This window comes from Cellulomonas carbonis, assembly GCF_014636275.1.
GTDB lineage: Bacteria > Actinomycetota > Actinomycetes > Actinomycetales > Cellulomonadaceae > Actinotalea > Actinotalea carbonis.
In genome coordinates, this window is the sequence record NZ_BMEB01000010.1 from 22594 (window position 1) to 35886 (window position 13293).

At 66.4% G+C, this 13293-nt stretch carries 8 protein-coding genes; 6 read left to right on the plus strand and 2 right to left on the minus strand.

The features are described 5' to 3' along the window. Positions 1-80 precede the first annotated feature (80 nt). Positions 81-1286, minus strand: a complete 1206-nt coding sequence (locus IEV86_RS16910) for an MFS transporter (protein WP_188484797.1) — start codon at positions 1284-1286, stop codon at positions 81-83. 530 nt (positions 1287-1816) lie between these two features. Between IEV86_RS16910 and thrS the strand changes: the two genes are divergently transcribed. Together thrS and IEV86_RS16920 are read left to right on the plus strand one after the other, a co-directional pair. Beyond that, the gene (gene thrS / locus IEV86_RS16915; protein ID WP_188484798.1) at positions 1817-3730 is read left to right on the plus strand and encodes a threonine--tRNA ligase; all 1914 of its coding nucleotides are present in this window, start codon (positions 1817-1819) and stop codon (positions 3728-3730) included. Positions 3731-3889: 159 nt separating this feature from the next. Further along, positions 3890-5677, plus strand: coding sequence for an AMP-binding protein (locus tag IEV86_RS16920; protein WP_188484799.1), 1788 nt, complete (start codon positions 3890-3892; stop codon positions 5675-5677). A gap of 13 nt (positions 5678-5690) precedes the next feature. Here the strand turns inward: IEV86_RS16920 and IEV86_RS16925 are convergent, their stop codons facing one another. Then, positions 5691-6296, minus strand: a complete 606-nt coding sequence (locus IEV86_RS16925) for a 4'-phosphopantetheinyl transferase family protein (protein ID WP_188484800.1) — start codon at positions 6294-6296, stop codon at positions 5691-5693. Between the two features lie 887 nt (positions 6297-7183). Between IEV86_RS16925 and IEV86_RS16930 the strand changes: the two genes are divergently transcribed. The 4 genes from IEV86_RS16930 (at position 7184) to IEV86_RS16945 (ending at position 13293) form a co-directional block, all read left to right on the plus strand. After that, complete coding sequence (locus IEV86_RS16930; protein ID WP_188484801.1) at positions 7184-8119, plus strand: radical SAM protein; 936 nt, start codon at positions 7184-7186, stop codon at positions 8117-8119. After that, positions 8116-8544 (plus strand): hypothetical protein, encoded by a 429-nt coding sequence (locus IEV86_RS16935; RefSeq protein WP_188484802.1) that lies wholly within the window; start codon positions 8116-8118, stop codon positions 8542-8544. The genes IEV86_RS16930 and IEV86_RS16935 overlap by 4 nt, the downstream gene beginning before the upstream one ends. A 196-nt stretch (positions 8545-8740) precedes the next feature. Continuing rightward, a complete protein-coding gene (locus IEV86_RS16940) occupies positions 8741-9076 on the plus strand; it encodes a PqqD family protein (RefSeq protein ID WP_188484803.1) in 336 nt (111 codons plus the stop codon). Next, a complete protein-coding gene (locus tag IEV86_RS16945) occupies positions 9073-13293 on the plus strand; it encodes an AMP-binding protein (RefSeq protein ID WP_188484804.1) in 4221 nt (1406 codons plus the stop codon). The genes IEV86_RS16940 and IEV86_RS16945 overlap by 4 nt, the downstream gene beginning before the upstream one ends.

Genomic DNA, 13293 nt, shown 5'->3' on the forward strand with positions numbered 1-13293 from the left:
GTGTCGCCCGATGCTGGCCGCGGGTCTTCATGACCCCGCCACAGCTGAAGGGGTTGAGGGTCTGCATGCTCACGCGGCAGTCACCCCGCTTTGAGCGCGGTCGGCAGGTCTCGCATACGGACCAGCGGTGACAGCAGCACGGGCAGAGCAGCCATCATCTGCCCGAAGACCGCCGCCCACAGCACTGCGCGGATGCCCCACTGTTGAGCGACCAAGCCTCCGAGCAGCGACCCGATCGGCATCGTGCCCCAGACGATGAACCGGACCGACGCGTTCATGCGCCCGAGCAGTTCCGTGGGGCAGAGGCGCTGCCGGAAGCTGACCTGGGTGACGTTGTAGAGGACGATCGAGACGGTGGTGAGGAACCAGCTGGCGATCAGCGTCGGGGCCGGGGGGAGCAGCGTCCCCGCCAGTGGAATGAGGGCCGCCGACGGCACGAACGACAGAGCGGCGATCGGGATCGCGCGGCCCTCGCCGACCCCTTTCGTGAAGGGCGTCGTGGTGACAGCGCCAAGCAGTGCGCCGACGGCGCCCAGTGAGAAGACGAGGCCCAGCGTCCCGGCGGACAGCTGGAGGTCGCGCAGTGCGTACAGGACGATCAGCGCGCCCGTCGCGGACGAGAAGAGGTTGCTGATCGCCGTGCACGCCACGATCCGGCGGAGCAGCGGTTGGCGCAGGACGAACGACATGCCCTCCGCGACTTCCACGCGCAGGTTGCGGCGCGTGGACTTGTCGGGGGCAAGGTCCGGCGTGCGGATGCGCGACAGGAACAACGCCGACAGCAGGAAGCTGAGCGCATCGAGCGCTATGACGAACGGTGCTGACATGATCCGCAGGAGCTGGCCGCCCACGGCGGGACCGCCAACCATCGAGATGCTCGTGCTCATCTCGAGCTTCGCGTTGGCCTCCACGATTTGGTCCTTGCGGACGAGCGTGGGAAGGATCGACTGGTAGCTGATGTCGAAGAAGACGGCGCCCGCGCCCACGATCAGCGTGACCGCGAGCAGGTGCCAGAAACTGAGGATGCCGAGCACCCACGCTGCCGGCAGGCTGGCAAGGGCGACCCCGCGCAGCAGGTCGGTGACCGTCATAACTCGTCGCTTGCGCAGGCGGTCGACCCAGGCGCCAGCCGGCAGCCCCAGCACCAGGAATGCCGCCGTGTCCGCCGCGCCGAGCAGACCCATCTCGAGTTCGTCCGCGCCGAGAAGCTGCACGGCGAGGACCGGGATCGCAAGCCCCGAGAGCTCTGTGCCGAGCCGGGTGACCGACTGGCCGGCCCACAGCATCCGAAAGTCCCGATGACGTACCAAACTGCCGCGCCACGAGGACGAGGCCCGCTCGCGCCATCGAGGGCGTGAGGCGGGCGGGTCCGCCGGAACCGCCGCGGGGGCCCGCGTCGGTGGAGTCGACGACGAGGGCGTGGACGTCACGGCAGGAGCCTCGCGCCGGTCGTAGGAGGTGTCAACCAGTTCACTGCGAAACCGCCCTCCGGGGGGCTATTCTGCGCAGTCTCAGCTGCCTCAGGGGAAGACCAGCCAATTCCGTTACATCCTCGTAACGAACAGGCGGTTCCAGGCGGTCGACGTCCAGGGCGTCGGCGGACCGGATCGCCTCCCGTCGTCCGACTCATTTCGGAGTCGTCGCCGTGCGTGAATCGTGAGGCGCCGGCTCGGTGCCCCGGCACGGTCCCGCAGGAGAGCGCTCACTGGCCCCGTAGAAGAACACTGAGGCCTCGGTAAGCATCGACAGGTAGAGTTCGGCTCGGTGGACGGTGACAAGAACCTCCCGTTGCGACGACCTACTGGAGAGGGAGACGATGCAGGCTGCTGACTACCTCGCCGGAGTCGAGGGGGCTGTGGCGGCGAGATACCGCGGCAGACTCATCGACTTGTCGGCTGAAGTGCCTGACAACGACACCCTCGAGCCGGTCACCGCGGACTCCGAGGACGGCTTGCGGATCATCCGCCACTCGTGCGCGCACGTCTTGGCGCAGGCGGTGCAGTCCTACTTCCCCGATGCCCGGCTGGGCATCGGCCCTCCTATCCGCGACGGCTTCTACTACGACTTCGGGCTGGACGGTTCGTTCTCGACGGCCGACCTGACCCGGCTCGAAAAGCGTATGCGCGGGATCATCGCCGCGGATCAGCGTTTCGTGCGCCGCGTAGTCACGGCCGCCGAAGCCGCTTACGAGCTGGCCGCCGAACCGTTCAAGATGGACCTCATCTCCCTCAAAGACGTCGCAGGTGAGGACGCCGCGGTGGAGGTGGGGGACGGCGAGCTCACGATCTACGACAACGTGGACCGCGGCGGAAGGACGGTCTGGCGGGATCTGTGCCGCGGGCCGCACGTGCCCAGCACCAGGTTCATCCCCGCCTTCAAGCTCACGAGGGTGGCCGCCGCCTACTGGCGTGGTTCCGAAAAGAACCCTCAACTTCAGCGCATCTACGGCACCGCATGGGAGAGCCAGGAGGCGCTCGATCGCCATCAAGACTTGATCGCCGAGGCTGAGCGGCGAGACCACCGCCGTCTCGGGCGCGAGCTGGAGCTGTTCCATCTCGACGCAACGGCGCCGGGCATGCCGTACTGGCTACCCAACGGTATGCGGCTCCTGAATAACCTGCTTGCGTTCTGGCGAGAGGAACATGAGGCGCGGGGGTACCAGGAGATCTCCACGCCGCTGATCAACAACAAACTACTCTGGGAAACGTCGGGGCATTGGGAGCACTACCGCGAAGACATGTTCGTCGTGCCGGGCGGGGACGACGCGACCTACGCAGTGAAGCCGATGAACTGCCCTAACGCGATGGTGGTCTTCAATCTGAAGACCCGGTCGTACCGCGACCTGCCGCTCAGGTTCAGCGACTGCGACCCTCTGCATCGGAACGAGCGCTCAGGGACTCTCCACGGCCTCATGCGCGTCCAAAAGTTTCAGCAGGATGACGCGCACATCTTCTTGCGCGCGGACCAGATCTCCGAGGAGTACGAACGCATCTTCGATATCGCGGACCGCTTCTACTCGATCTTCGGCCTCACGTACAAGCTGCGGCTCGGGACGCGCCCTGAGGGATTCCTCGGCGACATCGGCACGTGGGACCAGGCAGAGGCGACCCTCCGTGCGATTCTCGACCGAAGGACCGATGGAGACTACCTCGTGGAAGAAGGTGGGGGAGCGTTCTACGGGCCGAAGATTGATATCTTGATGGAAGACGCGCTGGGCCGGCAGTGGCAAACGGGGACAATTCAGCTGGACTTCCAGCTGCCGCGCCGATTTGAATGCGCCGTCACCAACGAACGCGGCGAGCGCGAGACGCCCGTTGTCGTGCATCGCGTGATCTACGGATCGCTCGAGCGCTTCATCGGCATCTACATCGAACACACCGCGGGCGCTTTCCCCTTGTGGATGGCGCCCGTCCAGGTCGTCATCATCCCCGTGATGGCTGACTACCTCGAGTACGCCGAGGAGACCGCAGCCGGGCTCCGTCGCGCTGGCGTGGCCGTCGAGGTGGACGGTCGCGACGAGACGCTCGGTAACAGGGTTAGGGTCGCTCAGGCCCAGAAGGTCCCCCTCACCGTGGTGCTCGGTCTGCGCGAGCGCGAGGACGGTACTGCTGCGGTACGGCTCAGGGGTCAACGCTCCACCGTCACCGTCGACCGTGAGCTCTTCGTCGACGCGGTGGCCAAAGCCGTCAGGTCACGCTCCGAACTCATCCTGCCCGTAGGAGAAGGATGAGCGTTGTTGGCGCTGACAGGGGGCCCGCAACCAAAGCCTCTTCGGCGGTACTCGTCTCCGCCCTGTAGTTCGACGTAGCCAGCAGACTTCGCGCACGGGCCGCAGTTGCCCAGCCTCTCATGCAGCGGCGGGCGCGAGAGGCCGAAACAGGAGGGGGCCATGGGGGAGCCGGCAGGAGTCGCTGCGGAGACGCACCCTCGCAGCATCCTCGAGAGGATCGACTACTGGATCGGCGTCCGACCAGGGTCTGTCGCCTTGCGGACCCTGTCCGATACCGGCATCACCTATGCGGAGCTAGCGCAGGGCGTCGCGCAGGTGGAGGACGCCCTCCGCGGTGCTGGTCTGAGGCCCGGCAACACCGTGGCTATCGGCATCCCTCGCTCCCACCTCCTGTGCCTGACTGTCCTGGCGGCTCTCTCCTGCCGATTGCCGATCGTTCCGATATCACCGCAGACCAGCGATGAGCTCCTCGAGAACCTGGGGCGGATGCTCAACGTCCGCGCCGCTGTTTTCGCCGGTAGCGGCGCTGACCCGTTCGACATCAGAATCGCTTCGCCGTCAGCGGCGGAGCGAGGCGCGACCGCCTCGGAGCCAGCGCCTTTGGCGGGGCGCTTCCCTGGTCAGCATGTCGATGAGGCGATCGCCTTCATCTACCATACGTCGGGATCCACAGGGCAGCCGAAGGGGGTTGCCGTCTCCCACGAGTCACTCGACGCACGCGTCCACGAGCTCCAGTCGCGCTTCCCAATGGTTCCGGGCGACGCGGTGCCTCTCAAGTGCCAGTTCACGTTCGACGTCTTCCTCTGGGAGCTCCTTGGCCCCCTAGTAGCAGGAGCGACGGTCGACGTCGTGCCACCGGGGAGGGAGTCCGATCCTCGATACCTGGCATCGGTCCTCGAACAGGAGGACATCCGGGCGGTCCACTTCGTGCCGACGATGCTCGATCAATACCTCCTGAGCGTCCCGTCCGCGCGCTATCCGGGACTACGGTGGCTCTGCACATCGGGCGAGGCCATGCGCCGGCAGACCTTGCGGCGGCTCGACAGCCATTTCCCCGCGAGCGTCGAGTACCACAACCTCTATGGGCAGACCGAGACCTCTGAAGTCCTCGGCTGGAGCGGCAGGACCTGTGAGGAGCTCTTCGTCCCGCTCGGTCGGCCGATGGGGGCCTATGACGTCGTCGTGGTCGACGAGGAGGGCAACGCGGCGCCGGTCGGAGCGACGGGTGAGCTGTGGATCCTGGCGGACACGGGCATATCACCGGGCTATGTCGGGACCTCAATGCGGACCTCGCCGGCACACCAGTCGCCCGAGTCCGGAGAATTCGCCTCGCGTCGTCTGTACAGGAGCGGCGACTTCGGGGTGCGGGACGCCGCGGGTGTCATCCACTTCCGTGGCCGCCGGGACGATCAGAGGAAGTGCAACGGCATTAGGGTCGACCTGAACAGCGTCGACGAGGCGCTTCTTCAGTCGGAGGGTGTCCGGGATGCGCTCACCGATGTGATCACCCTGCCGTCCGGCTCACAACAGCTCGTGTCATGGGTGCTCGGGGACGTCGACGTCACGGACGTGGGAAGAGCGATCGCTGGACGCCTACCGGAGCATCTGCGCCCCAGCAGGATCGTGCTCGTGGATGAGTGGCCACGGACGTCCAGTGGGAAGCGGGACCGAGCGTCGCTCGTCTCAAGCGTGATCGTGGGCGCAGGACCTACGGACGACGAGGCGCTGGAGTGGTGGTGCATGGCCGGCGCCGACCCGGCGGCGCCGAACGGCATGACCCTCCGTGAGGCGGGAGGGACGTCGCTCGGAGCCTTGGCCCTCTGCCGGGTGCTCGCGGAGCGCTCTGGCAGAACGGTGCCTCCGCACGAGTGTCTCGACGCGACGCTTCCTCGTCTGAGGGAGTGGATCACGGGGGGTCACGCGTCTGAGCAGTGCCCTGCGCAGTGAGCGGCTCGGTCGCCTAAGCACGTGATGCCGGGATGGCCACCGCCGTCCGGAGATGGTCCGCGTCGACGCTCCAGCGGCCGATGATCTCCAGGGGTGTTCGACTGCTCAAGCGGGCAGTGGCGGTAAACGTACGCCGTGCGATGAAGACGGTGACGTCCTCGAACTCCAGCCATTCTCCGTAGAGAGGAAAGAGCGCCTTGAACACGCTCTCCTTGGCACTGAACAGCAGTCTCTCGGTCCTCGGGTGCGCTCCCAGCTGTGAGAAGTAGGAAGTCCACTCGTCACGGGAGGCAACCAGTTCGTGCAACCCCTCGGGAAGCGGCTCGGCTGGTTCCGCATCGATGCCCAGGCCGGAGATCGCGTCCCGCCACGCCACGGATGCCGCCGTGAGTCCGCAGCAATGCGTGATCGAGCCCACCACCCCAAACGGCCAAATCGGCTGGCGGGCGTGACCTACAAGGACCGCGCAGTCACTCGAACCGAGTTGACGAAGAGCCTCGCTGGCACACCGGCGCCCCTCGAGAAACTCGCGTGCACGGCGGCCGCTGACCGCTCCAGCCCCCGGCCCCGGGACCTCGACGGTGATCACGCCCGTGGGCACTAGTCCGGAGAACGTCACCTGACCTCCCGGGTTTCGGCCGATCGCTTCCCTGAGGCACCTGGGCTCGACTTCTCGATACTGAGCGATGGTCGGACGCCGGGCGGCGATGCATGAGCCAAGACTGTACCTACCTCGATGACACGGGTCGATTCAACGGGCGCCCTGGCCCCCGCCTCGGTGACGTCAGGAATGCCGACAGTGTTCGCACCCGTTCGTCGACGTGCGTGTCGGCCGCGTCGCTTCCTACTCGAGACACCCCGCGGCCGGTCAGCCCGTGAATGTCTCCAGAAAAGGTATCGGGAAGAGACGCTCCGCCGATGGGGCGCCGCCCTCGTTCGGTCACTGACGGTTGTCAAGGTCGGCTCGCACGGCGATCTGACGCCGCTGAAATGGTTCGCCCCACTGTTCGCGTCCAGGCGGCGCTCGGGCCGGGCGCTCGGCCGAGGTCGCGGTCCGGAGACGGTGGGAGCCTCGCCTGAGCACCTTCACCTCAGCGTCGTGACCGGAGGTCGATCACGCCCCAGCGACGGCCGTGGTTGCCGAACGGCCGCCCGCAAGCGGCCGCGAAGCTCCGGCGGTCGCCGAACCGGCCGGCATGCCGGTGGGGAGGGTGCTCCCACTCGCGCCGCCTAAGTGACGCGCCTGGCCAGCGCGATGATCGAGCCTCCTCACGGCCCCGCAGGCCGCGCGGGCCAAGAGAGACCAGCCGATGAACACGAGCGTCACACAGTCAACTCCTCTATGACCCGGCCACGCTGAGGTCTGCGCGGGCGCTCGGTATCGGCTCGGAGTTCGCGAGCCGCAGCACCTAGACGAGCCTGGGGATGGGCGGCTACGGTCGCAACGATCAGTGATTCCGAAGGGCGGGGGACCCGATGGCGGTACTGACGAGCGCACCAATTTACGTGGCCTGGAACTACACGTATGCGTGCAACTTCAACTGCTCACACTGCTACAGCAGAGCACCGTGGTACCCGAAGGAGCTGGACAGGCAGGCGTATCTGGACATCGCTGACCAGATGACGTCGGCGGGGGTCTTCAAGGTAGGACTGGGCGGTGGGGAGCCGCTGATTCGGCGCGATGCAATCGAGGTCGTGGAGAAGCTCGCCTCTGGAGGCGTCGACACCAACATCACGACCAATGGCTGGTTGGTGGACGAGAACGTCGCAGGCCGTCTCAGCGACGCGGGCCTGAACTCCCTGTACGTGTCGATCGACGGCGTCGACGCGGCGACACATGACCTCTTCCGGCGCAAGAACGGCAGCTTCGACCGGGCGGTCTCAGCGATCAGCGCGAGCGTGAAGATGGGCCTCCGGGTCAGGTTGTCAACGGTTGTGACGCGGCAGAATCTTCGACGACTCCGCGATCTCACCCAGGAAGATCGCTTCAAGGGCGTCGACTGCCTCGAACTTAAGCGATTCCGCCCGGCGGGGAACGGGGTCGCGTCACGATCGCTCTACGAGCTGACTTCCGAGGACGAAGAGGTCCTGCGGGAGACGATGGAGGACCTGGCGCGATCGTCCCCGATCAAGGTCGTCCTCATCTACGGGGACGAGCCGGGTGGAGCGGATCTGGACGCCGGCTGCCCTTGCGGTACTCGCAGCATCACCCTCCGGCCGAATGGTGACGTCGCACCGTGCGCGTACACCGAACGAATCATCGGCAACCTATCCTCGACGCGACTGACGGACATCTGGCAGGGCTCAAACTTCCTCGCCGACATGCGTAGCCATCCCGGTTGCCTTGCACTCGACGAGCACAGGGCACCGTCCAACCCGGGGTCCTTCGACACGCCGCGTCCGCGCAGGTCAGCGGTCCGCGAGCAGTCTGCAGCGCTGTGACGGCGCTCGGGCTGGACGTAGCGGACCTTGACCGCTGGAGGGGCCGGCGACCGGATCGACTCCTGGACCTGGGGGCTTGTCTCGACGGTTCTGCTGCGGCCGCGATGGTGGATTCGGGAGTCGAGGTGACGGTGGCTGGAGGGGGTGCGGATCCGGTCCCGGGAGCCGTGGGCAGTGGCCCGCAGGAGAAGGGGCCGGACGTCCGCGATCTGCCCATGAACTGGTACGACGTGGTCGTCGTCGGACCAGATTGCCCCCTTGAGCTCGTCACATCCACCGATGAGGTGATGGACCTCGTCGCCGCCCTCGGCCTCCTTGTCCTGGTCGGTGAGGACCGCCCGTTCGACTCCTCATGGCCCGTCGTGCATCGCCGGTCCGGTTCGGCGGCTGGCGAGCCGTACAAGGTCCTCCGTAAGCCGGAATAGCCGGCACGGGAGGTCGCAACGGGAAGGGGGTGTAGCGATGAGCGACGAGCCGACGAGCGATGAGCGACGCGAGTATGTGCCGCCGGAGGTCCTCGGTCTTCCGGATGCGCCGATGACCTGCTGACGACGAGGTGGGTCGGTGCCCCGGAACAGGGAAGCCATCCTTTCCGGGGCACCGTCATCAAGGAGGACCCACATGCGGTTTCAACCAAAAGACGGCGTACTGTTCCAGCGGGCACTGAGCCTCCGTGACGCCGGCACGCTCAAGGACTGCCTTTCTCGAGACGACCTGCGTCTCGAAGCGTCCGATTCGGTCGCTCTCCTGAGTGATCGGGGGGAACTCTACGAGTTGAACCTGCTGGCCGCCCTGACGTGGGAGATGGTGACAGAGGGTTGCTCCGTGGACGAGATCGCCGAGGTGATATCCCGGCATTTCACGGTGACCTCTCTCCGCGCGATGGAGGACGTGGCTGCGGTACTCGGCACGCTTGAGCGGCATCAACTGGTCAGCAGGGTGGCGCAGCGCGAATGAGCCTGACCGAACAGCAGCTAGCTATGCTCGTCCAGGAAGAGGTGACGGGTATCCAAATACACAACGTCGGGCTCGCGCTGGAGATCTCCGGGCGGCTCGACGTAGAGCGCCTCGCATACGCGGTCGAGGCGGTCTGTGCGGCCCATCCCTTGCTCCGGTGCCGGGTCGAGTTCGACCAGTCGACGGTTCCGCGGGTCGTGCTTGATCCGACGTCCCCGTCGGATCCCCGCCCCAGGCTGACCGTCCACCGTACGGCAGCGAAACCCAGTCCTGCTGATCTCAGGGAAGTCTTCGACGCTCGGTTCGACTGGCGGAGCGAGTCCCCGTTCCGAGCGCACGTTTGGATATCCGGCCCAAAAGAGGCGTCACTCTTGCTGGTGTTTCACCATGCGTTCTTCGACGGACGGTCCGAGGTGGTCTTCCTCGAGGATCTCGCGGCTGTGTACAACTCTGGCGACCCGAGCTGCATCCAGTCCGAGACGTCCCCTGCCTACACCGATGACCAGCAGGACGCCGACGAGTTCTGGCTGCGGCACTTCGCGTCTGCGCCGAGGGATCAGAGCCTGGGGCGCCCGGTGCCGCTGGACGTGACCTACCTGACGCATGTGCACGAGGAGGCGTTGACGCGGGAGGCCGCCGAGATGATCTGCAGCTACGCGAGGAGTCGCGGCCTCACCGAGTTCAGCATGTGGCTCGGAGTGACAGCCGTCGCGGTGGCGCAGGCGAGTGGGCAGGACGCGGCTGTCGTCGGCAGCATGGCCTTGGACCCGAGGTTTGCCTCGAGCCGTGCAATCGGGTTGACCTCGATGTTCGTGCCGGTCGTCGTGACTGCGCCCACCGACCGCTCCATCGGAGACGTGAGCGAAGAAGCGCAGTCGAGGTTCTACGAGGCCTGGCAGCACTGCTTCACCCAACTCTCCCGCATCGCTCGGATCACGGCACTGCAGCGTCGAGGAACAGGACACCCGGTGACGGGTGTACGACTGAACGTCCAGTATCTCGGCTCGACGACGCTGCACCTCGACGGCGCGCTCTGCCACCGGATGGACATCCAGCCGGAGCGCTCCATCATGGACCTGACGATCGACGTCCTTCGTTCCGCCGCCGACGTCGACGGTCGGACGCTGAGGTTCACAGCCAGAGCCGACATCTTCAGCCGCGAAGCGTTGGCGGGGTTCGCGCGCTCGTTCACCGCTCTCGCAAGTGCGGCACTGCGCGCCCCGGACTCGCCGATCTGCGAACTGGCTCGGGCATACGAGTGCAACGAATCGCCCGTGACCGTCGCGTCACAGAGGAGCGACGTCAGCAGCTCGCCATCACCTGCGGGCGCGAGCCTGGGCTTCCCAAGGTCTGCGCGCGTGATGCGCAGCGCAACCATCGAGGCAGGATCTGGGCGCACGATGCGGCACTCGCTGCAGCGGATGGTGGACGAACGCACCGCGTGGCTCGACGCAGTCGGACCACATCCTCTGAAGGTGTCCCACCTCGCGCAACGCGACGTCGACCGCCTGTGTTGGTTCCTCGCATGCCATGCACGTGGAGACACCTACATCCCCGTGGACGCGCGCTGGCCGGCCGAACGGAAGGATGCGGCCCTCGCGATCGTCCAGCCCGACGTGGTCGTCGAGCACGGAAACCGCGCCAGAGCCCGGACGGCTTCCGGACGACGCGACTCGAGGTCACAGCTCGCCGACACGGCCTACATCACGTTCACGTCCGGATCCACAGGCTCACCGAAGGCTATACCGACGTCGCGCGCTGGTCTCTGGCACATCGCCAGGACGCTGTTGGACGAGTTCCAACTGAACGACCGTTGCGCGATTGTATCGGTCTCCCAGCCCTCCTTCGACGTGTCGATCCTCGACATGACCCTCGCAGCACTGGTGGGCGGCGACTGGATCGACGCGCCACCCGAGACGCTTCCCGGCGCCCGCTTCAACGGCGAGGAGCGACTACTGGTCCAAGCCACGCCCACAGTGCTCAGCAGTCTCTTGAGCGACTGGCCGTTCCCGCCGGAGAGAACAACCATCGTCTCGGGCGGAGAGGCCTTGACCGCCTCCCTGGCCGATCGCATCCTGCAGACGTCGTGCCGCCTGTTCAACATCTACGGACCAACCGAGTTGTCGGTCTGGACCACCCTCGCTGAAGTGCTGCCCGGCCAACCGGTCACCGTAGGAAGGCCCCTGCCGGGTCGAACCGTGAGGCTGCTCGGCGAATCGCTCCGACGGGTGGTCCCCGGCACTCCCGGAGAGTTGTGCATCAGCGGTGTCGGACTCTTCCCTGGTTACCTCAACGGGCCATCGGATGCGTTGGTCGAGGACCCCTACACCCCCGGGCGGTTGCTCTATCGCACGGGTGACTATGGCATCCACGACCGGCACGGCAACATCGTGTTCGTCGGACGTACGGACGATCAGATCAAGATCCGTGGTCAACGTGCTGAGCTGTCGGAGGTTCGTTGGGCGGTCACCGACACCCAACTCTGCGAAGAGGTAGCGGTCAAGTTCGCGCCTCCGGAAGACGGGACCCGTGCTCTCCTTTCGGTCTATGTCACGGGCCTCCGATGCAATCCCGGCGAGTTGTGGACGCGGCTCGAAGAGAGACTCCCGGAGTACATGCTTCCTGACGAGATAGTCGTCCTCGAGCGCTTTCCGAGAACTACGACGGACAAGATCGATCTCTCAGCACTGGCCTCCCGCGGTGCAAGAGTGTGGCGCCGTACCGCAGCGCCGTGCGCCGCTGACGGAGAACAGCGGACCGTCGTCCCATCGCAGCTCGCGGACATCTGGCGATCCGTGCTTGGCTCTCCGAGCGACGACGGAGCAGCAGAGGATTTCTACGCAGCAGGCGGGAACTCCCTCAGTGCCCTCACGCTCGTCCGACGTGTGCAGGACGCCTACAGGGTCACGCTTGACCTCAAGGAGTTCCTCCGGGCACCGAGCCTCTCCCGCCTGCACCAGCTCGTTCAGCACGGACGACCGCAGGAGCTCGAGGCACCACCTTCAGCCGCGCTGACGGCGGGCCAACGGGGTCGTCTCGAGTACCGACGGCAGACGACGACGTCGGCCGTGTCACCGGAAGCGGACATGCTGCGGCTGGTGTACCGACTGAGCGATGGCGTCGAGGTCGACGCCATCAGGGAGGCGTGGTCGGCCCTCGTGGAACGCCACGACGCCCTGAGATGCTACGTAACCGATGAAGGCGTTCAGTCGACGGTCGGCGCGAGCGCGCGCTTCGAGGTAATGCGGGTCGGACGGCCGGACGACGTGCCGACCGTGTTCACGACCATGCGCTTCACCCGCGCGAGCACCAGCACGATGACGCTGGCGACAGTTGAGGGACCCGCGTCCTCCGCATACCTCTGCATCGGCCTGAACAGGCTCTTCGTCGACGGCGCGAGCGTGTCGGTGATCAAGCGGGATCTGAGCGGCATGCTCCGTGGGCAGCCGCCCTCCGTCCCCCCGGAGAGCTGGCTTCACTGGTGCGTCGAGCAGTCGACCGCAGATCGGGACGCAGACCTGGCTGCGTTGAGATCCGACCTCGCTGGCCGACCCCTGTCGGGCGGCTTCCCCAATCGGCCACGGCCATCGTCCCCGGTGCGGTCCCGGATGTTCACTGGCACGTCTTCCGGCGTCATGGATCCGCCGGGGCCCGATGCTCCCGTCGGTGCCACACGCGAGCCGGCCGTGTCGGTGCTGATCGCGGCCGCGGCCGCGGCGCACAAGGTGTTCGGGGAGCCCGTGTGGCAGATCGGCATGCTGTTCGCCAATCGGCAGGACAGCTCAGCCGCGGTCGCCGTCGGCAACTTCTCGAACGTCGTGCCGGTGATCCTCCCGCCCGATCACCGAGGGCCGCCGTCCTGGGACATCGCTCTCGCACGGGCGAGCAGGCGGCAGGGTCTGCCTCTTGCAACGGCCTATCAGGTCCTGGAGCCGTCTAGTTATCCCTTCCCGTGGCGCCAGCCCCAGCTGCTCCTGAGCGTCACCTACGGTGCAGAAGAGGCTGGTGACGCGGAACCGACGCTCCTCGAAGCGGACTGTCGCCTTCCACCCGCCGTCGAGCCCTCGGCGAGTCTCTTCGTCCATGCCTCGCTCGGGCGCACCGGACGGGTGAGCGTCCTGACCGAAGGTGCTGAGGGCGTCTACTCCGCAGGGGAGTGCTCGGATTTCGCATCCGCCGCCGTGGGCGAGCTGATAGCGCAGAGGGAGGGGAGCTAG